This is a genomic window from uncultured Intestinimonas sp. (assembly GCF_944387245.1).
In the GTDB taxonomy this organism is placed as follows: Bacteria; Bacillota; Clostridia; order Oscillospirales; family Oscillospiraceae; genus Intestinimonas.
The window spans coordinates 1-25,631 of record NZ_CALXEE010000026.1 but is presented as its reverse complement, the minus strand read 5'-3'; the positions used below and the strand labels follow the sequence as shown (position 1 = coordinate 25,631).

Sequence of the window (25,631 nt, the reverse complement as noted above, 5' to 3'; positions counted from 1 at the left end):
GAGTTTTTCTTTCACCCTCATCGCCGTAGGCTTTTTGGAACCACTCGCCCAGCGAGTGGTTTTCTGTATACAAAAAACCCCCGTCCTGGCGGACGGGGGTTTGATGGTTTTGGCTCAGTTCCGGTGCTCGCCCTTGGAGTAGGCCACGATGGTGCGGCGGTTGGGCTCGGTGCCGGTGGAGTAGGTGGTTACGTCGGGGTAGTCCTGGAGGGCGGTGTGGATCACATGGCGCTCGTAGGCGTTCATGGGCTCCAGGGTGACGTTCCGGCGGTACTTGACCACCTTCCCGGCCACCTTCCGGGCCAGGCGCTCCAGGGACTCCTCCCGCTTGGCACGGTAGCCCTCGGCGTCCACGTGGATGCGGACCCGCTTGGACTGGCCCCGGTTGACGGAGTAGCTGGTGAGCTGCTGGATGGCGTCCAGGGTCTCGCCCCGGCGGCCGATGAGGGCGCCCAGGTTCTCCCCTTCCAGGGTCACCTTGTAGCTGCCGTCCTCCCCCATGGCGATGCGGGGGGTAGCGGACACGCCCATGTGGGCCATGAGGCCGGTGAGGAAGGTGGTGATGGCCTCGGCCCGGTCCCCGGCGGGGGCGGACTCGGCGGCCTGGGTGTCAGGCTCGGTCTTGGGCTGGAAAACAGGGGCGGCGGGCTCCTCCGCCTTCACAGGCTCCGCCTTGGGAGCCTCAACCTTGGGGGCCTCGGCTTTGGGCTCTTCCGCCTTGGGCTCCTCGGCCTTGGGGGCGGGCGCGTCGGGCACCTCGTAGGACACCTTTACCTTGGCGGGGCTGCCGCCGATGCCCAGAAAGCCGCTCTTGGCCCGCTCCAGCACCTCCACGGAGACCTCGTCCCGGTCCAGGCCCAGCTTCCGGAGGGCGGCGTTGATGGCCTCCTCCTCGTTTTTACCCGTGGTCTCGATATACTGCAACATAGGTCTGATCGTCTCCTTATGTTGGGGTCATTCCTTATCCTTGTCTTGGGTCTCGGCGTTGATGGCCTCCACCTCGGCGTCGATACCGGCCCAGGGGTCCTGGACGTCGGCGGCGTCGCCGGCATCGGCAGCGGCGCTCTCCACGGTCTCCGTGGTCTCAGCGGCGGCATCGGCGGCGGCGTTCTCCTCCAGGATCTCATTCACGATGAGCTCGTCGGCCACGCCCTCGGCGGCCACGGCCTGGAGGTGGTCGGACTTCTTCTCCAGCGCCTTCTCCACGGCGGTCTCGTCCACCGGGGCGCCGGGGTCCTTATAGGGGGTGGGGCCGTCGGGGCTGTACCGGTAGGGGTCGTAGGCCCGGCCGCGGGCGTAGGAGCGGATGCCCACGCGGCTCACGTCGATGACGGAGGCGTCGCTCTTCTTCTTCTCCTCGGCGGGCTTGGCCTTCTTCTTGCCTCTGTTGGCCTTGGCGTCGGCGATGGCCTGCGCCTTGCGCTCGGCGGCCTCCCGGCGGCGCTGCTTCTCCTCTTCCTTCTCCAGCCGCTCCTGCTCGGCACGGGCGGCGGCGGCGGCCTCGTAGTCCTTCTTCAGGATGCGGCCGGCCAGTAGCTCCTGGACCAGGGAGAGGACGTTGTTGGACACCCAGTAGATACTCATGGCGGCGGGCATGGAATAACCCACCCACAGAGAGATCACCGGGGACATAATCATCATGGTCCGGCTGGTGGTCTTGGCCTGCTCGTTCTCGGGCTGGTTCTTGTTGAGCTGGTTGGTCCGCATGGAGATGACGGAGAAGAGCAGACCGGTGCAGGCGGACACGATGGGGATGAGGAAGGTGCCGATGGCGTTCCAGTTGAAGGGACCCGCCCAGATCTTCCAGGTGGGGACGGTGGACAGAGCCAGCCCCAGGAAGGAGAAGTCCAGCTGCTTGAGGTTGTCGGCGAAGGCGGCAACGGCGGGGTTGGCCACCACGGCGTCGAAGTTCTCAAAGAGCACGTTGGAGGCGATGAGCTGGTAGTAGACGTTCTTGGAGGGGTCGATGGCGGTGGCGGCGTACTGGTTGAGCACGTCGATGAGGGTGGTGATCTGGGTCTCGTCCAGGCCCATCATATACTTCATGGGCTGGCGGATGATGGCGTACAGGGGCAGCAGGATGAAGATGGGGAGCAGGGACCACAGGCAGCCGCCCATGGGGTTGACCTTCTCCTTTTCGTAGAGCTTTTGTATCTCCAGATTCTGTCTCTGCTTGTCGTTGGCATACTTTCTCTGGATCTGCTGCATCTTGCCCTGGAGCATGTTCATCTGGATCATGCTCTTTTTTCCCTTCAGGGAGAAGGGGAAGAGGATGAGCTTCACCACCACTGCGAAGAGAATGAGGGCGAAGCCGTAGCTGCCGGTCAGGTCATAGAAGAACTGAAGCAGCCAGGAAAACGGCGTAAGAATATAGTATGCGAAATCCATTTGCTTGCCTCCACAGAAGATTCAGGCCCTAAGGCACCGGGTCGTATTCGATGCTCTTTTGCCTGTGGAACGGCTGGCACTTGAGGATGCGGCGCAGGGCCAGCCAGCCGCCCTTCCAGGCGCCGTATTTCTCCACCGCCTCCAGGGCGTAGGCCGAGCAGGTGGGGATGAAGCGGCAGCAGGGAGGTCGGGCGGGCGAAATGTGGACGCGGTAGAACCGGATAAGCGCCAGGAGCAGGGCTTTCACCCCTCCGCCTTCTTTCTCAGGCCCAGCTTGTCCGCCAATGAGAGGAAGGACTTCTCCAGCTGGGCGTATTTGGCATAGACGGCCTTCACCCGGGCCACCACCACGATGTCATAGCCCGGGGTGAGCTCGTGTTCGTGAAGACGGTAGATCTCCCGCAGGCGGCGGCGGACCCGATTGCGCTTGACGGCGCACCCCACCTTCTTCCCCACCGTGAAGCCCAGCCGGTTCTGACCCCGCCGGCTCTTGCGGCAGTAGAGGGCCAGGTAGGGGCTGGCGGCGCTTTTCCCCTTGTGGTAAAGGCGCTGGAACTCATGATTTCGTTTCATGGTGACGGTGAACTTCAAGGTGCGGCCCTCCTGTGTGACGGCACCGGAAAAACTTCCGTATGCACTGCAGGGGCGGTGGGAATTTGCTCCCCCGCCCCTTCATGACGCTCTATTCGGTAAATGCCGCATTCCTTAGTAGGACAGGCGGGCGCGGCCCTTCGCGCGGCGGCGGGAGAGGACCTTCCGGCCATTCCGGTCGGCCATCCGCTTCCGGAAGCCGTGGACCTTGGAACGCTGGAGCTTCTTGGGCTGATAGGTACGCTTCATGTCTGAACACCTCCTGTAACGGTTCCTTGAGACGGGCAAGCCCGTCCACCACAACGGCCGGAAAACCGGCCGAGGTCGTCATTTGGGTAGACGCCCCCCTTGTTTTCGGGACGCGGTAACTATTATAGCCCAAGCTTTCCCCCACTGTCAACTATATTTTTGCTGGAATTTCCACATATGTCAAGGACTTTCCCTTACACACAAGATGTTGTGCCACAGGCCCTCCTGCCCCACTTTTTTCCCTGTGGAAAAGTGGATAGCCCTGTGGAAAACTTATTGCTTACCCCGCTTATTTTTGTTATAATGTGTACGCGAACGTACAACTTTCCGCCCTTGCGCGCCATAGATAAAGAGGCTCCCGTCCACGGGGCACCCAGCGTCATCCTTGAAGGTCCGCCTTTAAGGGTGATGCTTTGCTGCCCTGGAACGGGAGAGAGAACGCATTTTGCAACAAAGGGAGGTCTCAGCCATGGCCATGAATTCCGCCGCCGACATCTGGTCCCGGGTCCTTGTCCTCATGGAGGCGGACATGACCGCCACCACCATCCATACCTGGTTTGACGATACGGTGGCCGTATCCATGGAGGGCGACAAGTTCATCCTCCACACCCCGTCCGACTTCAAGCGGGACATCATCGTCTCCCGCTACCTGCCCCCCATCCAGAAGGCCCTCCACGAGCTCTTCTCCGCCGACTTCCAGGTGGAGGTGCTGGGGGACGGCGATCTGGAGCGCCGGCAGCGCAATACCGCCCCCAAGGACGACAGTTTCCTCCCCGGCACGGAGGAGTATACCTTTGAGCGGTTCGTTGTGGGCTCGTCCAACAAGTTCGCCCACGCCGCCGCCCGTGCGGTGGCCGACCACCCCGCCATGAACTACAATCCCCTCTTCATCTACGGCGAGTCCGGCCTGGGCAAAACCCACCTCCTCTACGCCATCGCCCACAAGATCCACGACGACCACCCCGACTACCGCATCGTCTACATCAAGGGCGACGCCTTCACCAATGAGCTCATCCAGGCCATCCGGGAGGGCCGCAACCAGGAGTTCCGGGAGAAGTTCCGCTCCGCCGACGTGTTTTTGATGGACGACGTCCAGTTCATCGCCGGCAAGGACTCCACCATGGAGGAGATGTTCCACACCTTCAATACCCTCTATGAGACCCGGAAACAGATCGTCTTTACCGCCGACCGTCCCCCCAAGGAGATGCTCAAGCTGGAGGACCGTCTGAAGACCCGGTTCGAGTGGGGCCTCATCGCCGACATCCAGCCCCCGGACTACGAGACCCGCATGGCCATTATCAAAAACAAGGCCATCCGCATGGGGGTGGAGCTGCCCGAGGCGGTTTTGCAGTACGTGGCCGAGAACATCACCGCCAACGTGCGGCAGATCGAGGGCACCGTCAACAAGATCATGGCCCTCCGGGACCTGGAGGGGAGCAGCATCGACGCCGCCACCGTCACCCGGGCCGTGCGGGATATGTTCAAGGACCCCTCCGACATCATGCCCACCTCCGACGTCATCATCGAGGAGGTCTGCAACTTCTATAACATCGAAAACAGCGCCCTCCGCGGGCAGGGCCGTACCAAGGACACCGCCCTGGCCCGGCAGGTGGCCATGTACCTCATCCGGGAGATGACCAACATGTCCCTGAAGGAGATCGGCCGGGAATTCGAGAACCGGGACCACACCACCGTCCTCCACTCCATCGAGCGCATCGAAAAGCTCAAAAAGACCACCCCCGAGATCTCCGAGGTCATCAAGGACATCCGGGCCAATATCAACGCCCGGTACGAGTAAAGCCTTCCCCCTGGAAGAGGAAAGGTCAAAGGCCCACTCCCCACAAAAACCTTCTCCCCCGGGGGAGAAGGTGCCCCGAAGGGGCAGATGAGGCCGCAGCGTGAAAAAAATGTGCCGGTGCCACATTTTTAGCGTAGGCCCGGCCAGCTATGCTGGACGGGTTTCGCTGGATAGAAAAAAAGCCAAATCCGCCACACTAACGCACCCTCATCCGTCATTTGCTCCGCAAATGCCACCTTCCCCCTGGATGGGGGAAGGTTAGCGCACCGCCCCTCAAACCACCCCACGTTGCAGATGAGGCAATCCCAGGCAGCGCCACCACGCCCCGACACCCACCCACGCAGGCGGCAAAAAAAGTGGGGATAGGACCACAGCTTGCCCCTGTTCCGCCCAGGTAGTCTACCGTAGACGGGGCTGGACCTCAACGGGGGCGTAAAGCCGGGCCGCCGGATTCCTATTTGGAGCCACCTAACCCGCTTAGAAGCCCCTTTTTCTTTGGATTTCAAAAACCGTTCTTTTTCCAGCAGGGAAGCAAAACGGGTTTTGAGCCGTCTCTCCCGTCCTTTTACGCAACAGAAAGCAATGGGCCGGTACGTGGTTTAACGGGCGGATGCTGTCCGCCCCTACGACAAGGCAAACAGCCTTTCAGGGAAGGCGAAAAACGGCCCTCCTGCAAATGACGGAAATCCTGCATGGCCCTGCATACTCAGCATGCAACTCTATGCATTTTCTGTATAAATACCCATTTACCGCTGGAAAACCCAAAGGGTCGAAATCCACCGGTTTTTGTGGAAATGTGGATAATCCCCTGTGGACAATTTTTCGCCCTTTTTCCCCTGTGTGGAAACCCTCGAAATTTGTCCACCACCCCTGTGGACGCCCCGCGTCCTCTCTCCCAAGGCTTTCCGACGCTTTTCCACAATATTTTATACTACGAGTACTATTTCTATCTTTTATCCTCTCCTCTCCTCAAAAACGAGCGGAGCACGAAAGGAAGGGAACCCACTCCCATGAAGTTTTCCTGTGAAAAAGCACTCCTTCAGTCGGCCATCGCCACCACGGCCCGGGCCGTCTCCCTCAAGAGCTCCATTCCCGCCCTGGAGGGCATTCTGGTGGAGGCCGGAGACCAGCTCCGCCTCACCGGCTACAACCTGGAGACCGGCATCCGCACCATTGTCCCCGCCCAGATCGAGCGGGAGGGCAGCCTGGTCCTCTCCGCCCGCCTTTTTGGCGAGATCATCCGCAAGCTGCCCGACGACGTGGTGTCCTTCTCCGCCGACGGCTATATGGTGAACATCACCTGCGGCATGAGCAAGTTTAACATCCTGGCCACCGATCCCGAGGACTTTCCCGACCTGCCCGCCGTGGAGGACCAGAACAGCTTCTCCATTTCCCGGGACAAGCTGGGCTCCATGATCCGGCAGACCATTTTCGCCGTCAGCGACAACGAGTCCCGCCCCATCCACACCGGCTCCCTCTTCGAGGTGAGCGCCGACGGCCTCACCATGGTCAGCGTGGACGGCTACCGGCTGGCCCTCCGCCACGAGCCCATTCTGGAAAAGGACGGCGCCCTCTCCTTCTCCTTCGTGGTGCCCGGCGCCGCCCTCAATGAGGTGGAAAAGATCTGCGGCGACAGCCAGGACGAGGCCCTGGTCATCGAGGGCGACCGTCACGTCATGTTCCGCATGGGGGACACCATGCTGGTGTCCCGCCGGCTGGAAGGTGAGTTTTTGGCCTACCGCCAGGCCATCCCCCGCAACAACGCCATCAAGGTGGAGGGCGAGACCCGCACCCTCCTCACCTCCATCGACCGCGTCTCCCTCATCATCTCCGACAAGCTCAAGTCCCCCCTGCGCTGCGTCTTTGGGGACAACGTGCTGAGCATCACCACCAAAACCGGCATCGGCGACGCCGCCGACCAGTGCCCCATCTCCGGGGATGGCCAGAATCTGGAAATCGGCTTCAACAACCGCTACCTCATGGACGCCCTGAAGGCCGCCCCCACCGACAAGGTGCGGCTGGAGCTCAGTTCCGGGGTGGCCCCCTGCGTCATCCTCCCCGCCGAGGGGGAGGAGAACTTCCTCTATATGGTGCTGCCCGTTCGGCTGAAGGCAGGCGAGTGACATGGAACTGCGTCCCTATCTGAGAAAGGCCCAGTTTTACGAGACCGACGGCATGGGCGTGGTCTATCATGGGAATTATATCCATTGGATGGAGGAGGCCCGTACCGACTTCATGGACCAGATCGGCTGGGGCTATGAAAGGGCCATGGCGGCGGGCATCGACTTTGCCCTCACCGACATCTCCTGCAAATACCGGTCCATGACCCGGTTCGGGGAGACGGTGGCCATCCATATGACTGTAACGAAACTCTCCCCCGCCAAGATGAAGGTGGTCTACCGCATGGTGGACGCCGAGACGGGGGTCCTCCGGGCGGAGGGTACCTCCGGCCACTTCTTCTACGACCGGAAGAACAACAAGCCGGTGGCCCTGAAGCGGGTGCTGCCGGAGGCCTATGAACTTTTTGAGCGGCTCCTTCGGGAGCACGCTGAGTCGTGACGGGAGGCAGCCATGCAGAAGCAGACAGTGAAGATCCAGACGGAATTTATTAAGCTGGACGCCCTTTTGAAGTTCGCCGGGGTCACCGAGACCGGCGGCGAGGCCAAGGAGGCCATCCAGGCCGGTGAGGTGCAGGTGAACGGCGAGGTGTGCACCATGCGGGGCAAGAAGCTGCGGCCCGGTGACGTGGTGGCGCTGGAGGGCGTGGAGCTCACCGTCCAATGAGGGTGGACGCCCTGGCCCTGGAGGACTTTCGCAACTACCGCCGGCTGGAGGCGGCTTTCTCCCCGGGGGTCAACGTGATCTACGGGGAGAATGCTCAGGGCAAGACCAATCTGCTGGAGGCCGTGGCCTATCTCTCCACCGCCTCCTCCCACCGGGCCCGGTACGACCGGGAGCTCATCCGGCTGGAGGCGCCCTCCGCCGTGGTGAAGGCCACGGTGGAGGCCCGGCAGCGGACCTTCCGGCTGGAGGCCCGGCTCCACCGGGGCCAGCGGCGGCAGCTCTTCTCCAACGGGGTACGCCTCAAGACCGCCGGGGAGCTCTCCGGGGTGCTGCAAACCGTCCTCTTCTGCCCCGAGGACCTGTCCCTCATCCGGGCGGGGGCCGCCGAGCGGCGGCGGTTTCTGGACGAGTGCATCTGCCAGCTCCGGCCCCGGTACGCCGCCGCCCTGTCCCAGTACAAGCGGCTCTATGAGCACAAGACCCGCATCCTCCGGGACTGGGAGGAAAAGCCCGACCTGCTGGACACCCTGGACGACTTCAGTTACCAGATGGCCCAGGCGGGGGCGGTGCTCATCCACTACCGGGCCCACTTCTTAAAGCGGCTCCGGGAGACGGCGGCCGCCGTCCATGCCGACTTCTCCGGTGGGCGGGAGCAGCTGGACCTGGGCTACGCTACGGTGAGCACCGTGGCCGACCCCCTGGTCCCCACCCGGGACCTCCTGGAGGCGGTGCTTGAGCACCAGCGCACCCACCGCCAGGCCGAGCTGGAAGCCCGGCAGTGTCTTACCGGACCCCACAAGGACGATATGGTGGTGCGGATTAACGACCTGGAGGCCAAGACCTACGCCTCCCAGGGGCAGACCCGGACGGCGGCCCTCTCCCTGAAGCTGGGCTGCCGGGAGATCTTCTACCACGACACCGGGGAGTGGCCGGTGCTGCTGCTGGACGACGTGCTCAGCGAGCTGGACCGGCGGCGGCAGGAGTTCGTCCTCCACCGCATCACCGGCGGCCAGGTATTCATCACCTGCTGCGAGGACGACGGTTTAGAGGGATTGGACCACGGTGCCGTATTCCATATCCACGGCGGAGAGCTGGTCTGAAAACCTTCCCCCCACAGGGGGGAAGGTGGCCCGAAGGGCCGGATTAGGGGGAGCCGGATAGAACAAAAGCCAAATTCAACGTACCAGCCCACCCTCATCCGGCGACTCACGCCGCCACCTTCCCCCTGGAAGGGGGAAGGTTTTATATGGCGTGCCGAGGTCGTCGCGCCCCACAAAATCAAGTGGTGCCATGGGCGCGTCTGGGAAGCCGCGCCCCACAGATGAAACGGCCCCACAACAGAGCTCCCCCACCCCAACGAAAGGAGGTCCGCCATGTATTTGCATCTGGGACAGTCGGTGGTGGTCCCCTTTCGGGACGTCATCGGCATTTTCGACCTGGACACCACCACCGACTCTCGCATCACCCGGGAATTTTTAAAAAAGGCCGAGCGGGAGGGCGAGCTGGTGGATGTGTCCATGGACCTGCCCAAATCCCTGGTGCTCTGCCGGTCGGAGCTGGGCACCCTCACATACCTCTCCCAGCTCTCCGCCGCCACCCTCCGTGGCCGGGTGGAGAGCGGAACTTTTGAATAGAACGAACCCGGCGGAGCGGATAAATCCGCTCCCTACTTCGGTAAGGAGTGCATTTATGCGCTTCGCCAACACACCCAGGAGGTTTTACAATGTCTGAAGAACTGGAAGTAAACGAGCTGGAACGGCCCGAGCAGGTCGAGCACGAGTACGGCGGCTCCGAGATCCAGGTCCTGGAGGGCCTGGAGGCGGTGCGCAAGCGCCCCGGCATGTACATCGGCTCCACCTCCTCCTCCGGACTCCACCATCTGGTCTATGAGATCGTGGACAACTCCATCGACGAGGCCCTGGCCGGCTACTGTGACGAGATCAACGTCATCATCAAGGAGGGCGACGTTATCACCGTCACCGACAACGGCCGCGGCATCCCAGTGGACGTCCAGCCCCAGACCGGGCTGCCCGCCCTGGAGGTGGTCTTTACCATTCTCCACGCCGGCGGCAAGTTCGGCGGCGGCGGCTACAAGGTGTCCGGCGGCCTCCACGGCGTGGGTGCGTCGGTGGTCAACGCCCTCTCCGAGTGGCTGGAGGTCCAGGTCCACAAGGACGGCAAGATCTACGAGATGAAGTTCGCCCGGGGCAAGGTGACCCAGCCCATGACCGTGGTGGGCGAGACCGACAAGCACGGAACCGTGGTCACCTTCAAGCCCGACCCGGAGATGTTCACCGAGACCACCGTCTACGACTATGAGATCCTCCACACCCGCATGCGGGAGGAGGCCTTCCTCAATGCCGGCCTGCGCATCCACACCATCGACCAGCGCCCCGGCAAGGAGCAGCACGACGACATGTGCTACGAGGGCGGCATCAGGGAGTTTGTCAGCTGGCTCAACCGGTCCAAGACCCCCATCCACAACGGGGTCATCTACATGGCCGGCCAGAAGGGGGACTCCATGGCGGAGCTGGCCTTCCAGTACACCGACAGCTATTCCGAGACCATCCTCTCCTTCGCCAACAACGTCCACACCCCCGAGGGCGGCATGCACGAGACCGGCTTCAAGCAGGCCCTCACCACCACCCTCAACGCCTACGGCAAGAAGATGAATATTCTGAAAGACGGCGACGAGATCAAGGGCGAGGACTACCGGGAGGGCCTCACCTGCGTCATCTCGGTGAAGCTCACCGAAGCCCAGTTTGAGGGCCAGACCAAGGCCAAGCTGGGCAACAGCGAGATCCGCACCCTGGTGAGCGCCATTGTGTCGGAAAAGCTGGCCGAATTCCTGGAGGAGAACCCGGCGGTGGGCAAGGCCATTCTGGACAAGGCCCTCACCGCCTCCCGGGCCCGTGAGGCGGCCCGGAAGGCCCGGGAGTCCATCCGGCGCAAGACCGCCCTGGGCGGCGCCGCCATGCCGGATAAGCTCCGGGACTGCAATGAGAATAACCCCGAGCTCACCGAGCTCTACATCGTCGAGGGCGACTCCGCCGGCGGCTCGGCCACCCAGGGCCGGGACTCCCGCTTCCAGGCCATCCTCCCCCTGTGGGGCAAGATGCTCAACGTGGAGAAGGCCCGGGCCGACAAGGTCTACGGCAACGACAAGCTCCAGCCCGTTATCACCGCCCTGGGCGCCGGCATCGGCGACGAATTCGACCCCGCCAAGCTGCGCTACCACAAGGTCATTATCATGGCTGATGCCGACGTGGACGGCGCCCACATCCGGACGCTCCTGCTCACCTTCTTCTTCCGCTTCATGCGTCCCCTCATCGAGCAGGGCTATGTGTACGCCGCCGTGCCCCCCCTCTACAAGCTGACCCGGGGCAAGACCACCCGTGTGGCCTTCTCCGACGAGGAGCGGGACAAGGTCTCCGCCGAGCTCCGGGGTGACAACCCCAACGCCAAGGTGGACATCAGCCGCTATAAGGGCCTGGGCGAGATGGACCCCCACGAGCTGTGGGAGACCACCATGGACCCGGAGAAGCGCACCCTCAAGCGCATCGAGCTGGACGACGCCGTCCTGGCCGACCAGACCTTCACCGTCCTCATGGGTGAAAAGGTGGAGCCCCGTAAGGAATTCATCGAGAAAAACGCCAAATACGCGGTGAATCTGGACTATTAAGGGACCTTTTTGATCTTCCCCCCTGAGGGGGGAAGGTGGCCCGCAGGGCCGGATGAGGCCGCAGCGTGAAGAAAATGTGGCGGTAGCACATTTTCAGCGTAGGCCCGGCCAGCTATGCTGGACGGGTTGCGTGGGATAGAACAAATATACCGACCCACCCTCATCCGTCATTTGCTCCGCAAATGCCACCTTCTCCCTGCGAGGGAGAAGGTTTAGGGGTGCGTCTGGGAAGCCGCACCCCACAATAGGAGGGAAAAACAGGCAGCGGCGCCACGTCCCGCCCCCCATCCACGCAGGCGGCGAAAAAATGTTGGATAGGACCACAGCGTATCCCTGTTCCACCGGCGGAGTCACCTGTGGACGGTGCCGGTGCTCTATGGGGGCGTAAAGACGGGCCGGCGGATTCCTATTTGGAGCCACCTAACCCCCACGGGAGCCCCTTTTTCTTTGGATTGCAAAAACCGTTCTTTTTCCAGCAGGGAAGCGAAACGGTTTTTGAAAGCTCGAACGCGTCTCTCCCGTCCCCAAGCGTAAAAATCAACCGAACCTCTACCCAAGGAGGAAACAATAGATGAGCAAGAAACCCCAATACGACCCGGAGGAGATCCGATACCCCAATCAGACCATCGTCACCTCTCCCCTGGTGCCGGAGATGGAGAAATCCTACATCGAGTACGCCATGAGCGTCATCGTGGGCCGGGCCCTGCCCGACGTGCGGGACGGCCTGAAGCCGGTCCACCGCCGCATCCTGTACGCCATGTACGAGGACAACCTGACCCACGACAAGCCCTTCAAGAAGTCGGCCACCTGCGTGGGCGACGTGCTGGGCCGGTACCACCCCCACGGCGACGCCAGCGTCTACGACGCCCTGGTCCGCCTGGCCCAGAACTTCTCCATGCGCTACGTGCTGGTGGAGGGCCACGGCAACTTCGGCTCCGTGGATGGCGACCCCCCGGCCGCCTACCGTTACACCGAGGCCCGTCTGAGCAAGATCTCTGAGGAGATGCTCCGGGACATCGAGAAGGACACCGTGGACTGGGACCCCAACTTCGACGAGTCCCGGAAGGAGCCCCGGGTCCTGCCCAGCCGCTTCCCCAACCTGCTGGTCAACGGCTCGGCGGGCATCGCCGTGGGCATGGCCACCAACATCCCGCCCCACAACCTGCGGGAGGTCATCGACGCCACCATCTGCGTGCTGGAGGACCCCAACGCCACCCTGGCCGACCTGATGGAGCACGTGAAGGGCCCCGATTTCCCCACCCGGGGCATCATCATGGGCCGCAGCGGCATCCGGGCGGCCTACGCCACCGGCCGTGGCCGCCTCATGGTCCGGGCCCGCACCGAGTTCGAGGAGTTCGGCAAGGACCGCACCCGCATCATCGTCACCGAGATCCCCTACCAGGTCAACAAGCGCATGCTCATCAAGAACATGGCCGACCAGGTGGAGGACAAGCGGCTGGAGGGCATCTCCGACATCCGGGACGAGACCGACCGCAACGGCATGCGCATCGTCATCGAGCTGAAGAAGGACGCCAACCCCCAGGTGGTCTTAAACCGCCTCTTCGCCCAGACCCAGCTCCAGACCACCTTCGCCATCAATATGCTGGCCCTGGTGAACAACCAGTCCCAGCCCAAGATCCTCTCCCTGCGCCACATCCTGGACGAGTACATCGCCTTCCAGGAGGAAATCATTATCCGGCGCACCAAGTACGACCTGAAGAAGGCCCAGGAGCGGGCCCACCTGCTGGAAGGTCTCCTCATCGCCCAGGATAATATTGATGAAGTAATCAAGATCATCCGGGAGAGCTACGACGACGCCAAGGAGCGGCTGTGCGCCCGCTTCAGCCTGGACGACGTCCAGGCCCAGGCCATCCTGGACATGAGACTGAAGGCCCTCCAGGGTCTGGACCGGGAGAAGCTGGAGAACGAGTACAAGGAGCTGGAGGAGCGCATCGCCTATTATCAGAAGCTCCTCTCCGACGAGAGCATGCTCAGAGGTGTGCTCAAGGACGAGCTCATCGCCATCCGGGACAAGTACGGCGACGACCGCAAGACCGAGATCCAGGACGTGGAGGACGAGCTGGACATCGAGGACCTCATCGAGGAGGAGGAGTGCGTCTTTACCCTCACCGCCGGCGGCTACATCAAGCGCACCCCGGTGTCCACCTACCGGACCCAGCGCCGGGGCGGCAAGGGCATCACTGCCATGGCCACCAAGGAGGAGGACTACGTGGACACGGTGTTCACCGCCTCCACCCACGACTTCATCCTCTTCTTCACCAACAAGGGCCGGGTCCACCGGAAGAAGGGCTACCAGATCCCGGAGGCCGGCCGCACCGCCAAGGGCACCAACCTGGTGAATGTGCTGCCCATCGAGTCGGACGAGAAGGTCACCGCCATGATCCACCTGCGGGAGTTCCCGGAGGACCGTTATCTGGCCATGGTGACCCGGAACGGCACAGTGAAGCGGATTCAGCTCTCTTCCATCCATACCGCCCGGAAGGCGGGCATCCGCTGCATCACCCTGGACGAGGGAGATGAGCTCATCACCGTCCGGGAGACCGACGGCGACCAGGCCATCCTCATCGTCACCCATGACGGTATGGCCATCTGCTTCAAGGAGACGGACGTGCGGTGCATGGGCCGCGACGCCGCCGGCGTCCGGGGCATCAACCTGAAGGAGGGCGACTATGTGGTGGGCGCCGCCCGGGCCAAGCACGGTCACCAGGTGCTGATGATTACCGAAAACGGCTACGGCAAGCGCACCGACATGGACGAGTATATCCGTGCCGACGGCCCCCAGAAGCGGGGCGGCTACGGCCTGAAGGGCTATAACGTCACCGAAAAGACCGGCCCCGTGGTGGGTGTCAAGGTGGTCAGCGACGCCGACGACGTGCTGGTCATCAACGACGCCGGTGTTATCATCCGTATGGCGGTCTCCGGTATCTCCACCTACGGCCGCACCGCCCAGGGCGTGAAGATCATGAATCTGGAGGAGGGCGTGAAGGTCATCTCCTTCGCCCGCACCGACCACGAGGAAGAGGAGGCCGAGGAGGGCGGTGAGGAGCTGTGAGCACCCGGAAGGAGTGCATCTCCCCCCTTCGTATTCTGATGTACGGATTTGGCGTGGCCCTTGTGGTGCTGGCGGTGGCCGACCGGTGGGATCTGGCCGGCGCCTTTGCCCTAGTGTGGTTCGTACTGGCCACCGGGCTCTCCCTGTTTTATGTCCTGCGGGGCCTAAAGGCCCGGCGTGAAAAGGGAATCGCCGAGGACGGAAAGGAGCAGTGACAGAATGAGAAAACGTGTGACTTACCGCCCCAGTAAAAGCGGATCCGTCGTGGGGGGCGTGGTGGGCATCATCTTTGTGCTCATCGGCCTCTTTGTGGTCATCCCCTCATTTTCCATGACCGGCGGCTTCGGCGCCATCTTTGGCGTCCTTTGGACCATCATCGCCGGCGTCATCGCCGGGACCAACTTCTACCAGGCCTTTGGCAAGGGCTATATTGGCCCCGAAATTCACATTGAGGAAGAGGGCGGTGCTGAGCATGCTCATGACGCCGCCGCCCCCGGCGATACCCAGGCCCGCCTCACAGAGCTGCGCACCCTCTACGACCAGCGCCTCATCACCCAGGAGGAGTACGAGCAGAAGCGCAAGGAGATCCTGGAGGAGCTGTAAGGTTCAGCGGAGGAGAAAAGAAAAACCTTCCCCCCACAGGGGGGAAGGTGCCCCAGTGTGCCCACTGGGGCGGATGAGGGGGGTGTGGATATGCTCCCATGGATGCGGGAGAATGCCCGGAAGCTCCGAAAAAACCCCACAAAAGAGGAGCAAAAGCTGTGGTATCAGTTTCTTCGTACCTTTCCTCTCCCCTTCCGCCGTCAAGTGGTATTCGGACCCTATATTGTGGATTTTTACTGTCATTCGCCCAGACTGGCCATTGAGCTGGACGGCTCTCAGCACTATGAGGACCAGGGGCAGGCCGCGGACCGACGGCGGGACCTGTATTTGGAGCAGGTCCATCATCTACGGCTGCTCCGGTTCAGTAATTTGGACATCGCACAACGATTTGAGGGAGTGTGCGCTGTGATCCGACAGGAGACAGAGCGCAGCGCCCCCTCATTCGTCCCCTGCGGGGACACCTTCCCCCCTGAGGGGGGAAGGTATGGAAGGAGGCCTATGAAAACAGTCACCATCTATACCGACGGCGCCTGTTCGGGGAACCCGGGCCCCGGGGGCTGGGGTGCCATCCTGATGTACGGCAAATTCAAAAAGGAGCTCTCCGGCGGCGAGGGGCACACCACCAACAACCGCATGGAGCTCACCGGGGTCATCACCGCCCTGGAGGCGCTGAAGGAGCCCTGTATCGTGGAGCTCTATTCCGACTCCAAGTACGTCATTGATGCCCTGGAGAAGGGCTGGGCCCGGGGCTGGAAGGCCCGGGGCTGGGTGAAGGGCGACAAGAAGCCCGCCCTCAACCCCGACCTTTGGGAGAAGCTCCTGAATCTGTGCGACTACCATACCGTCAACCTCCACTGGGTCAAAGGGCATGCGGAGAATCCCTACAACAACCGCTGTGATGAGCTGGCGGTGATGGAGAGTAAGAAGTTCAAGTAAAAAAACCTCCCTGTGTGGGGAGATAAGCGCAGGGGCGGATACCATCCGCCCCTGCGCTCGTTTTGCGCCGTCTTTGCAGGCCACCCGCTAACTTACGCCGCAACTTTCACCCACGCAGGCGGCGAAAAAATGTTGGATAGAACCACAACTTGTCTCTGTTCCGCCCAGGTAGTCTACCGTAGACGGGGCTGGTGCTCTATGGGGGCGTAAAGACGGGCCGCCGGATTCCTATTTAGAGCCGCTTAACCCGCACGGGAGCCCCTTTTTCTTTGGATTCCAAAAACCGTTCTTTTTCCAGCAGGAAAGCAAAACGGGTTTTAAGCCGTCTCCCCCGTCCTTACACATAACAGAATGGTAATGGTTCGGGGCGGGGTTTGGCGCATCTGGGAAGCCGCGCCCCACAATCGAGGCTGCCCCCTATCGTCCATAAAATCCGACAAAAAAGGACCGCCGGCGGGTGCATCAAAGCCCGTCGGCGGTCCTTTTGTATGTACTTAAATAAGTCCCATGGACCGGAGGACGTAGAGCCATCCGGTAAGGGTAAAGGCGCTCAAGAAGGTGGTGAGCAGGATGGTGTTGGCGGTGAGGGCGCCGTCGTAGCCCTGGCCTCTGGCCATAACGTAGGAACTGGAGGTGGTGGAGGAGGCCAGCATGATGAGGATGGTGACCAGCTTGTCGGTGCGGTAGCCCAGCCATACCGCCAGGGGCAGGAATACGGCGGCAAAGAGAAAGAGCTTGCAGAAGACGGCCAGGAGGGAGGGCTTGAGTTTGGCCAGTGCCTGCTCCGGGTCCACGGAGGCCCCCAGGCCGATGAGGCCCATGGGGGTGGCCACCCCGGCGAAGCTGGCCACCGACTTCTGGAGGATAACGGGTTGTGGTATCCGCAGCAGGGACCAGAGCATGCCGATGCCGATGCCGATGAGGATGGGGTTGGTGACCACCTTCTTGAGGGTGCGCAGGAGCCGGTCCCGGTTCAGGCCCCCCTGGTCGGGATGCATGAGGGCCAGGATGAGGACGGCGGCGATGTTGTAGAGGGGCACGGCGCCGATAATCATGAGGGGGGCGGCGCCGGCGGTGCCGTAGATATTCTGGATGAAGGCCACCCCCAGCAGCGCCACGCTGCTGCGGTAGGAGGCCTGGACGAATTCGCCCCGGAGCTCCCGGCTGAGCACGTGGGAGAGGAGAACCATGGCCAGGATACTCACCGCTGTCATGCCGAAGCACAGTCCCACGAAGGGGCCGTCCCATTGGGCGAAGAAGTCGGCGCCCGACATGTCCTGGAAGAGGAGCACGGGCAGGGCGGCCTTAAAGACAAAGCCGTTGATCTTATCGGCGAAGGCCTTGTCCACAAAGCCCACCCGCCGGAACACAAAGCCCAGCAGCATCATGAGAAAAACGGGTACCGTGGCGTTGAGACAGAAGATAAGATTGTCCATGGGTGTATGCCTCCAATTTATTTCTTTAAAAACCTTCCACATTTCAAATAGAAATGTGGAGAAAAATTGGGTGCGTACCGGGAAAGGGGGGTGAAATAGCGGGAAACTTTCCACAAAAAAGAGCGAAATGTGGAAAGACCTCCGTAAAACCTTCCCCCACCAGGGGGGAAGGTCCAAAAAAGTGCCACGCCCCGCCGGGACCGGCGGGGCGTGGCACTCTCCTGCCATCAGCGCAGGTCGTCGTAGATGAAGTTCTTGCGGTAGTAGTACTGGAGCATGTCGTAGTCGGTGACCAGGGCCTGTCCCTCGGGGGTGAGGGTGCCGGTGAGGGCGCCGTCCTCCATGTAGAGGCCGGTGGGGGTGTTCATGACGGGGACCTGCTCCATGACGGACTGAGTGGCCTGCATGTAGGCCGGACCCTCCCAGCCGCAGGCGTCAAAGACCACGTTCATGAGGAAGTTGGGGCTCACCGTGGGGCCCTCCCCCACGAAGTCGTTGCCCAGAACCTCCTTGGCGGCGTCGTTGGCCCAGATGAGGTACCGGGTGGAGTAGTAGTTGTAAAAGCCCTCGGGGGTGGAGAAGTCCAGGTCCAGGCCGATGGCCTCATACACCGAGTTGCCGTCCCCCAGCCAGGGGTTGTGGTCGCCAAAGACCACGATGACCACCGGCTCCTCCTCTGCCCGGAAGTAGTCGAAGAACTCCACCAGGTTCTGGTTGGTGTTGTAGACGGAGCCAAAGTAGTTGTTGAGGATGTTGAGCTCGGCCTGGGTGTAGCCCTTGTCGTTGTGTACGTAGTCGTCGCCCCACCAGGTCTGGTCGTCGTTGTAGGGGCCGTGGCCCTGGTAGGTGAGGTTGTACTGGAACACGGGCTGACCCAGGGCCTTGTCCTGTTCCCAGAGCTTGATGAGCTCCGGGAAAAAGAGATCGTCGTAGCCCACGCCGCCGTCGGTCATGGGAGAGAAGTAGTTCTCTACGAAGCGGTAGTCCTCAAAGCCCAGGTTCACGTTGATGTTCTCCCGGTTGTAGAACCAGGCGTAGCAGGGATGGGAGCCGGTAACGGTGTAGCCCTGGCTGCGGAAGTACCAGGGGTAGGAGTTGGTGGCCGACCGGAAGGAGCCCAGATCGGCAAACCCGGTGAGGAAGCACCGCTCCGAGTCCACGGTGCCGCCGGCGAAGATGTTGGTGATGAGGTCGCCGGTGAGGCTCTCGGCCTCCAGGGCGTGGTAGTCGGCGTACACCTTGGGGTCCAGGGTGGGGGTGCCGTACTTGGAGAAGTCGTCGTAGGACTCCAGCATGATGGAGATCACCGACACCTTTTTGTTCTCGGGGATGTCGGCGTCCTCGCAGCCGGCCAGGATGGTCTCGGCCCGGGCGGCGTCATAGCCCTCCGGCGGGGCGTCGGAGGCCGACTTCACGCTGTGGAGGAAGGGATAGACAAAGCCCTTGGACACGTAGACCTGAGTGGCCGACCACTGGTTGATGAGGCCGTTGTTGGCGGTGCGGTTGTTGTAGATGTCGTCGCTCTGGGTCATATTCCACACGGGGAGGGCGCAGAGGACGGCCAGGGCGAAGCCCAGCAGCCGCAGGCGGGCGCCGGGGCGGCCCCGGACGCAGAAGTGGAGAAAGAGCCAGCCGAGGATGAGGACCACCAGGGCCAGGATCATAGTCTTGGTGAGGAAGAGCTGGTACTTCCCCGCCATGTTGCCGGCCTCCTTCAGAAGGAGCAGGTCCTCGAACATGAGGGGGTCGTTGCGGAACTGGAGCTTGAACCAGCTGCCCATGGTGAAGCCCAGGGTGATGGCGGCGGTGAGAGCGTAGGCCAGGGAGGCCCGGCCCAGGATGAAATAGAGCAGGAAGTAGAGGAGCACCGCCGGGGCCAGGTTCAGAAAGGCGATGAGGGGGTTCTGGAAGTAGCTCAGGAGCATGGCCTTCTGGTCGATGACGGCGGCAAAGACCAGGCTCACAAGGCCTACGCCCAGGGCGGAACACAGGCCCCAGAAGAGGTTCCAGCCCCAGAAGAGGGTGGTTTTCCACACCGGCCAGGACTGGTCGGCATGGCGCTGAAAGAGGGGGATTTTTTTCATATCTGATTCCTTTTTGTCTGTGAAAGGGGAAAACTTCCCCACACAGGGGGAAGCGGCGGCGTAATCAACCTGATGAGGGGGCATATTGGGTGCGGTACCGGGCGCGTCTGGGAAGCCGCGCCCCGCGCCAATGGGGTCCCATAGCGGCGCGACGGGCGGCCGTAGGCCGCCTCTACGCCTGAGCGCCGGCGGCGTTACAAAGTAAGCCGACGGTGCAGACAGCGTAACGATAGAAGAGCCCCGGGGGGTACTTCCAATAGGGGGGCCATCGTCGGGGCAAAGTCCGCACCGCTCACCCCGGCCTGACGGCCAGGTCTCGCTGAGCTCCCTTGCCCCTCCTCTCCCAAATGGACCCGCTTCGCCGGGTTCCATTTGGGTCCCCTTTTCCCTGTGCTTGGTCGTTTTAAGGGGAGGATTGTCAAGGAGGGGGAAATCGAAATCCCCCTCCTTGACTGACTCTTTCGCCCCTTTCTGGTCATTCAGAAAGGGGCCCGCCGGAGGCATTTACTTAAAACGCCATTCTTTCAGCGATATAGTCCTTGAGCTGATCGATGGGAATCCGCACCTGGTCCATGGTGTCGCGGTCGCGGACGGTGACGCAGTTGTCAGCGGGGGTCTTGTCGTCGCCCACGGTCTGGAAGTCCACGGTGATGCAGTAGGGGGTGCCGATCTCGTCCTCGCGGCGGTAGCGCTTGCCGATGGAGCCGGCGTCGTCGTAGTCCACCATGAAGTACTTGGAGAGCTCGGCCTGGATCTCCCGGGCCTTGTCGCCCAGCTTCTTGGAGAGGGGCAGCACGGCGCACTTGAAGGGGGCCAGGGCGGGGTGGAGCCGCAGGACGGTGCGGACGTCGTTCTTCTCGGCGTCCACCACCTCCTCGTCGTAGGCGTCCACCAGGAAGGCTAGGGTCACGCGGTCGGCGCCCAGGGAGGGCTCGATGACGTAGGGGATATAGTGCTCGTTCTTCTCCTGGTCGAAGTAGGTCATGTCCTTGCCGGAGGTGGTCTGGTGGGCGTTCAGGTCGAAGTTGGTGCGGCTGGCCACGCCCCACAGCTCGCCCCAGCCGAAGGGGAAGACGAACTCAAAGTCGGTGGTGGCGTTGGAGTAGTGGGAGAGCTCCTCGGGATCGTGGTCCCGGAGCCGCAGGTTCTCGTCCTTCATGCCCAGGTCCAGCAGCCACTTGTGGCAGAACTCCTTCCAGTACTTGAACCAATCCAGCTCGGTGCCGGGCTGGCAGAAGAACTCCAGCTCCATTTGCTCGAACTCACGGGTGCGGAAGGTGAAGTTGCCGGGGGTGATCTCGTTGCGGAAGCTCTTGCCCACCTGGCACACGCCGAAGGGCAGCTTTCTGCGGGTGGTGCGCTGGACGTTCTGGAAGTTGACAAAGATACCCTGGGCGGTCTCGGGGCGCAGGTAGACGGTGTTCTTGGCGTCCTCGGTGACGCCCTGGAAGGTCTTGAACATCAGGTTGAACTGGCGGATGTCGGTCCAGTTGTGCTTGCCGCAGGAGGGGCAGGGGATGTTGTGCTCCTCCACGAAGGCCTTCATCTCATCCTGGGACAGGGCGTCCACCGGCTTGGGCAGGGTGAAGCCGGTCTCGGCGCACCAGTCCTCAATGACCTTGTCGGCGCGGAAGCGCTCCTTGCACTCCTTGCAGTCCATGAGGGGGTCGGAGAAGCCGCCCACGTGGCCGGAGGCCACCCACACCTGGGGGTTCATGAGGATGGCGGCGTCCAGACCCACGTTGTAGGGGTTCTCCTGGACGAACTTCTTCCACCAGGCTTTTTTCACGTTGTTCTTGAGCTCCACACCCAGGGGGCCGTAGTCCCAGGTGTTGGCCAGGCCGCCGTAGATCTCGCTGCCGGCGAAGATGAAGCCACGGCCCTTGCACAGGGCTACGATCTGTTCCATGGTCTTTTCGGTGTTTTTCATGGGGAGACACTCCTTATGACAAAAATAAAGGTAAGCAAAAGAAAACGCCCTGAGCTTATGGCTCAGGGCGAACGCTGACGGTCCGTGGTACCACCTGAATTTACGCCCCGTGGGGCGCACACTCGAAGTCCGTAACGGGGACGAGACGGCGGAGCATTTCCGCTCCGCGGCTCACGGGCGCCTTCCGCGGGACCGTCGGGAGCCTTGCACCCAAGCGGCTCCTCTCTGCGGTCCGGGTCCTCGCGTACTTCTCCCGGTCACTGCCTTTTCCAATGTGGAGCCATTTTATCACCCTTTCACCCCGCCGTCAAGGGCTGGGACGGAAAGAAAGCACGGTTTTGGACACTGTTTTGCCTGTGTAGGGGCGGCCTTTGATCGCCCGCCGCACCGATACGGGAAAGTTTCATTTGTGGGGCACGGTTTGCCAGACGCGCCACGGTACCACGCTGCTGGTTTGGGGTAAGGGTAGATGCTATCCGCCCCTACGCCCGGGCACCGGCGGCGTTACGGAGTAAGCCGACGGTGCAAGTGGCGTAACAGTAGAAGAGCCCCGGGGGGTACTTCCAATAGGGGGGCCGTCGTCGGGACAAAGTCCGCACCGCTCACCCTGGCCTGACGGCCAGGTCTCGCTCGGCTCCCTTGCCCCTCCTCCCCCAAATGGACCCGCTTCGCTGGGCTCCATTTGGGTCCCCTTTTGCCTGTGTTTGGTCGTTTCAAGGGGGTTGGGTGTCGGGAAGGGGGGAAATCGAAATCCCCCTCTTTGACTGACTCTTTCGCCCCTTTCTGGTCATCCAGAAAGGGGCCCGCCGGAGACCGTTTCTCTCTCAGTCGCCTGCGGCCACAGATTCCCCCCTCAGGACAAAAACAGCTCCACGTCCTCCACGGAGAGGCGGGGGTGGAGGGCCAGGTCGATGCCAAAGCCGATGACCTTGGCCATGTCCTTGACCCGCTGGTCGATGTCCCTGGGGGTGACCATGAGGCTCCCCCCCACCCCACGGAGGGCGGCGGGGTCCAGGTCGTCCCGGCCGGCCTCCTCCAGGATGTCCAGGGCCAGGGTGGCGCCGTCCACCACCGTGGGCACCCCCACGGCGATGACGGGCACCCCCAGGGTCTTTTCGTTGAGGGCGAAGCGGTGGTTGCCCACCCCGGAGCCGGGGACGATGCCGGTGTCGGAGAGCTGCACCGTGGCACAGATGCGGTCCAGACTCCGGGCGGCCAGGGCGTCCACGGCGATGACGCAGCCCGGCTTTACCTTCCCCGCCACCGCCTGGGCCAGCTCCCCGCTCTCCACGCCGGTGGTGCCCAGCACCCCCGCCGCCAGAGCGGCCACCGGCCTAAAATCTCCAAAGTGCTCCGGTGCTTGGTCGATGAGGTGGCGGGTCACCAGGGTGTGGTCGGCGGCGCCGGGTCCCACGGCGTCGGGGGTGATGGCGCGGTTGCCCAGGCCCACCACCAGCACCGGGGCCTTTTCCGGCACCCGGCACCGCCGGAGCAGATGGGAGAGCTCCCCCGCCAGGGCCCGGCAGGACCGGGGAAAGGCCTCCTCCTCCCTGCGCGTCAGCCCGGTCAGGTCCACCGTCACGTAGGTCCCAACAGGCTTACCCAGGGCCTCCTCCCCCCTGCCGTTCAAAATCTCCACCCGGGTCACCGGGCAGCCCTCCCGGCGCTCCTCCTGCACCCGCACCCCCTCCGGCGCCGGGGTCTCCTGCCCCGCTCTGGCCAGGGCCTCCGCCTCCACCGCCAGATCCGTCCGCCGCGTCAGCATGGATCACCACGCTCCCTTCCGCAAGATATAGTGTCTGCATCGCCATTTGACCCCTATTTTTTGCGAAAATCAAATTTTCTATCCAAAGCACAAAAAAATTTAAAAAAAAGGTTGCATTTTTTCAAGGCTTCTGTTAAAATGGATACCTGCACGGGCAGGTCCCGTGGATATGATTATACCATCGGAGGAGGTGTTTGGTTTGCCGAATATCAAGTCTGCCAAGAAGCGCGTGCTGGTCAACGAGACCAAGGCGGCCCGGAACAAGGCGGCCAAGTCTGCGCTGAAGACCCAGATCAAGAAGTTTGACGCCGTGGTGGCCGAAGGCAACCGCAGCGAGGCCGATGTTGTCTACAAGGCCACGGTGAAGGCCATCGACAAGGCTGCCGCCAAGGGTCTGCTGCACCGCAACAACGCGGCCAACAAGAAGAGCGCCATGACCATCAAGCTGAACAAGCTGGCCTGAGGCGCACAGATCATCGCCTGAAAACCGCCTGCATGCGCAGGCGGTTTTTTGCTGCCCATAGGGGTCCATTTTTTGGTAAAAAGTAAAAATTCAAGGTTTTATTTGAAATTCAAACTAAAAATGCTTGACAAGCGGCGCGAGACCAGATACAATGCCAATGTTTTGAACTTCAAAGAAAAGGAGGCGGCGGCATGGAGGTGCGGGGCGCCAAGATCAATCAGTTTCTGGTGGAGGTTTTTGACCAGATCCTGCGCCGGGAGGAGGAGGTCCTGACGGCGGAGTACCCCAAGCTGTCCCTGCGGGAGATCCATCTGATCGACACGGTGTGCCGGGCGGCGGACCACGGCGGAGACAACCGTGCCACGGCCATCGCGGCGGCCCAGGGGGTGACGGCGGGAACTCTGACCACGGCGGTGAACCTGCTGGAGCGGAAGGGCTACGTGGAGCGGCAGCGGGACGAGAAGGACCGGCGGGCGGTGCGGATTCTGCCCACGCCGCTGGCCCGTGAGGCGGACGCAGCCCACCGGGAATTTCACCGGCAGATGGTGGAGCAGGTCCTGGAGGGGCTGACGCCGGAGGAGTGTGACGCCCTGGTGAGGGCCCTGGGGAAGCTGGCCCGGTTTTTTGCGCCGGAAGAAAGCCCCAATGAAGCATAAAGTGAGGTAAGAAGTATGGTACGCATCGTCACCGACAGCACCTGTGATCTCTCCCCGGAGCGGCAGAAGGCCCTGGGGGTGGAGGTGGTCCCTCTCTCCGTCCACTTTGGGGAGGAGTCCTTCCTGGACGGCATCGACCTGAGCAACGAGGAATTTTACGCCCGGCTGCGGACGGCGGAGACCCTGCCTACCACGGCCCAGGTGAACCCGGAGGAGTTTGCCCGTCGGTTCCAGGCCCATGTGGACGCCGGGGACCAGGTGGTGGGGCTGTTCATCGCCTCCCAGCTCTCGGGCACCTGCCAGTCGGCCATGATTGCCCGGGACATGGTGGACGAGGAGAGCATCTTTGTGGTGGACTCCACCACGGTGACCTTTGGCCTGGGGCTGCTGGTGGAGATGGCGGCCCGTCTGCGGGACCAGGGTCTGGACGCCCGGACCATCGCCGAAAAGGTGCAGGAGCTGGCCAAGCGGGTGCGGTTCTACGCGGTGGTGAGCACCCTGAAGTACCTGAAGATGGGCGGGCGCATCTCGGGCACCGCCGCCGTGGTGGGCGGCATGCTGGGCATCACCCCCATCCTGAACATCCGGGACGGCGTGGTGGAGGCGGCGGCCAAGTCTCGGGGCCGGAAGGGCGCCTTCCAGTGGATGGAGAAGCAGCTCCAGGCCGAGCCGGCGGACACTTCCCTGCCTGTCTCCTTCGGCAACGCCGACAGCCCCGACGTTATGGCCGAGTGCGAGGCCGCTCTGGCGGCCAGCGTCCCCGGCGCGGAGATTCTGGAGAGCTCCATTGGTTCCGTGGTCGGCACTCACGCTGGCCCCGGTTGTACCGGCATCGCCTATTTTGTAAAGGAGTGACCGGAGTTCCCCCGGGGCCGGTGTACCGACCACGGGCCGCCGCGTCAGCGGCGTACAAGAGTCCCGGCTTATCCGGGACCTTGGCGCAGGGGCAATTCATTTGCCCCGAGCATGTGAAGTGAAATCGGGGGTCCCCAAAAAGGCGTGACTTTTTGGGGAGACGGCACGCATGCCGGACCCGGCTGCACCGGTATCGCCTATTTTGTAAAGGAATAAAATAAGGTATGGGGCCGCGCCCGGCTTGACCGGGCGCGGCCTTTTTTGTGTGACGCTGCTGTTTTTGGGGTGGGCCGGCACGGCCGATTCAGCCTTTGCTTTTTTCTAACACCCCCTCACCC

Annotated in this window: 23 protein-coding genes, 1 pseudogene and 1 other annotated feature; of the genes and pseudogenes, 15 read left to right on the top strand and 9 right to left on the bottom strand. The window is 62.4% G+C overall.

The genetic code is table 11. The features are described from left to right. Positions 1-114: 114 nt before the first annotated feature. From jag to rpmH, 5 genes are all read right to left on the bottom strand, one after another. Positions 115-927 (bottom strand): RNA-binding cell elongation regulator Jag/EloR, encoded by an 813-nt coding sequence (gene jag / locus Q0K15_RS05325; RefSeq protein ID WP_294513381.1) that lies wholly within the window; start codon positions 925-927, stop codon positions 115-117. 27 nt (positions 928-954) lie between these two features. Next, positions 955-2,388, bottom strand: coding sequence for a YidC/Oxa1 family membrane protein insertase (locus tag Q0K15_RS05320; protein ID WP_294513378.1), 1,434 nt, complete (start codon positions 2,386-2,388; stop codon positions 955-957). Positions 2,389-2,416: 28 nt separating this feature from the next. Next, entirely contained in the window at positions 2,417-2,635 is a 219-nt protein-coding gene (yidD, locus tag Q0K15_RS05315; protein ID WP_130848845.1) for a membrane protein insertion efficiency factor YidD, read from the bottom strand. Continuing rightward, positions 2,632-2,979: a ribonuclease P protein component gene (rnpA, locus tag Q0K15_RS05310; protein WP_294513374.1), complete on the bottom strand. Its 348-nt coding sequence runs from the start codon at positions 2,977-2,979 to the stop codon at positions 2,632-2,634. The genes yidD and rnpA overlap by 4 nt, the downstream gene beginning before the upstream one ends. Positions 2,980-3,093: 114 nt before the next feature. Further along, positions 3,094-3,228 (bottom strand): 50S ribosomal protein L34, encoded by a 135-nt coding sequence (gene rpmH, locus Q0K15_RS05305; protein WP_130848843.1) that lies wholly within the window; start codon positions 3,226-3,228, stop codon positions 3,094-3,096. 469 nt (positions 3,229-3,697) lie between these two features. Here rpmH and dnaA point away from each other — a divergent pair, with 469 nt between their 5' ends. From dnaA to rnhA, 12 genes and pseudogenes are all read left to right on the top strand, one after another. Continuing rightward, positions 3,698-5,026, top strand: coding sequence for a chromosomal replication initiator protein DnaA (gene dnaA / locus Q0K15_RS05300; protein WP_294513371.1), 1,329 nt, complete (start codon positions 3,698-3,700; stop codon positions 5,024-5,026). Between the two features lie 1,010 nt (positions 5,027-6,036). Beyond that, positions 6,037-7,149, top strand: a complete 1,113-nt coding sequence (dnaN, locus tag Q0K15_RS05295; RefSeq protein WP_294513368.1) for a DNA polymerase III subunit beta — start codon at positions 6,037-6,039, stop codon at positions 7,147-7,149. Position 7,150: 1 nt separating this feature from the next. Then, positions 7,151-7,585: an acyl-CoA thioesterase gene (locus tag Q0K15_RS05290; RefSeq protein WP_294513364.1), complete on the top strand. Its 435-nt coding sequence runs from the start codon at positions 7,151-7,153 to the stop codon at positions 7,583-7,585. Positions 7,586-7,597: 12 nt separating this feature from the next. Then, positions 7,598-7,810 carry an RNA-binding S4 domain-containing protein gene (locus Q0K15_RS05285; RefSeq protein WP_294513361.1) on the top strand — a complete coding sequence of 71 codons (213 nt, stop codon included), beginning with the start codon at positions 7,598-7,600 and terminating at the stop codon, positions 7,808-7,810. After that, positions 7,807-8,910, top strand: coding sequence for a DNA replication/repair protein RecF (gene recF, locus Q0K15_RS05280; RefSeq protein ID WP_294513359.1), 1,104 nt, complete (start codon positions 7,807-7,809; stop codon positions 8,908-8,910). Before Q0K15_RS05285 ends, recF begins: the two co-directional genes overlap by 4 nt. Before the next feature lie 273 nt (positions 8,911-9,183). Continuing rightward, entirely contained in the window at positions 9,184-9,444 is a 261-nt protein-coding gene (gene remB / locus Q0K15_RS05275; protein ID WP_227604769.1) for an extracellular matrix regulator RemB, read from the top strand. Between the two features lie 89 nt (positions 9,445-9,533). Continuing rightward, positions 9,534-11,492, top strand: coding sequence for a DNA topoisomerase (ATP-hydrolyzing) subunit B (gene gyrB, locus Q0K15_RS05270; protein WP_294513352.1), 1,959 nt, complete (start codon positions 9,534-9,536; stop codon positions 11,490-11,492). Between the two features lie 571 nt (positions 11,493-12,063). Then, a complete protein-coding gene (gyrA, locus tag Q0K15_RS05265) occupies positions 12,064-14,565 on the top strand; it encodes a DNA gyrase subunit A (protein WP_294513347.1) in 2,502 nt (833 codons plus the stop codon). Beyond that, positions 14,562-14,780, top strand: coding sequence for a hypothetical protein (locus Q0K15_RS05260; RefSeq protein ID WP_294513344.1), 219 nt, complete (start codon positions 14,562-14,564; stop codon positions 14,778-14,780). The genes gyrA and Q0K15_RS05260 overlap by 4 nt, the downstream gene beginning before the upstream one ends. 4 nt (positions 14,781-14,784) lie before the next feature. Next, on the top strand, positions 14,785-15,168 hold the full coding sequence (locus Q0K15_RS05255; protein ID WP_294513341.1) for a hypothetical protein: 384 nt from the start codon (positions 14,785-14,787) through the stop codon (positions 15,166-15,168). Between the two features lie 90 nt (positions 15,169-15,258). After that, positions 15,259-15,576, top strand: a pseudogene (locus Q0K15_RS05250) (endonuclease domain-containing protein); the annotation flags it as partial. Between the two features lie 90 nt (positions 15,577-15,666). Beyond that, complete coding sequence (gene rnhA, locus Q0K15_RS05245) at positions 15,667-16,104, top strand: ribonuclease HI (RefSeq protein WP_294513384.1); 438 nt, start codon at positions 15,667-15,669, stop codon at positions 16,102-16,104. 494 nt (positions 16,105-16,598) lie between these two features. Here the strand turns inward: rnhA and Q0K15_RS05240 are convergent, their stop codons facing one another. From Q0K15_RS05240 to gpr, 4 genes are all read right to left on the bottom strand, one after another. Further along, on the bottom strand, positions 16,599-17,540 hold the full coding sequence (locus Q0K15_RS05240; RefSeq protein ID WP_294513338.1) for an AEC family transporter: 942 nt from the start codon (positions 17,538-17,540) through the stop codon (positions 16,599-16,601). Between the two features lie 227 nt (positions 17,541-17,767). Then, a complete protein-coding gene (locus Q0K15_RS05235; RefSeq protein ID WP_294513335.1) occupies positions 17,768-19,624 on the bottom strand; it encodes an LTA synthase family protein in 1,857 nt (618 codons plus the stop codon). Positions 19,625-20,132: 508 nt separating this feature from the next. Then, the gene (locus Q0K15_RS05230) at positions 20,133-21,554 is read right to left on the bottom strand and encodes a glycine--tRNA ligase (protein ID WP_294513332.1); all 1,422 of its coding nucleotides are present in this window, start codon (positions 21,552-21,554) and stop codon (positions 20,133-20,135) included. Between the two features lie 60 nt (positions 21,555-21,614). Beyond that, positions 21,615-21,824, bottom strand: a binding site (T-box leader). A 583-nt stretch (positions 21,825-22,407) separates the two neighbouring features. Beyond that, positions 22,408-23,319, bottom strand: a complete 912-nt coding sequence (gene gpr / locus Q0K15_RS05225; RefSeq protein ID WP_294513330.1) for a GPR endopeptidase — start codon at positions 23,317-23,319, stop codon at positions 22,408-22,410. 199 nt (positions 23,320-23,518) lie between these two features. Between gpr and rpsT the strand changes: the two genes are divergently transcribed. From rpsT to Q0K15_RS05210, 3 genes are all read left to right on the top strand, one after another. Beyond that, positions 23,519-23,782, top strand: a complete 264-nt coding sequence (gene rpsT, locus Q0K15_RS05220; RefSeq protein WP_294513326.1) for a 30S ribosomal protein S20 — start codon at positions 23,519-23,521, stop codon at positions 23,780-23,782. A 191-nt stretch (positions 23,783-23,973) separates the two neighbouring features. Further along, a complete protein-coding gene (locus Q0K15_RS05215; RefSeq protein WP_294513322.1) occupies positions 23,974-24,438 on the top strand; it encodes a MarR family transcriptional regulator in 465 nt (154 codons plus the stop codon). 15 nt (positions 24,439-24,453) lie between these two features. After that, a complete protein-coding gene (locus Q0K15_RS05210) occupies positions 24,454-25,293 on the top strand; it encodes a DegV family protein (RefSeq protein WP_294513318.1) in 840 nt (279 codons plus the stop codon). Positions 25,294-25,631 lie beyond the last annotated feature (338 nt).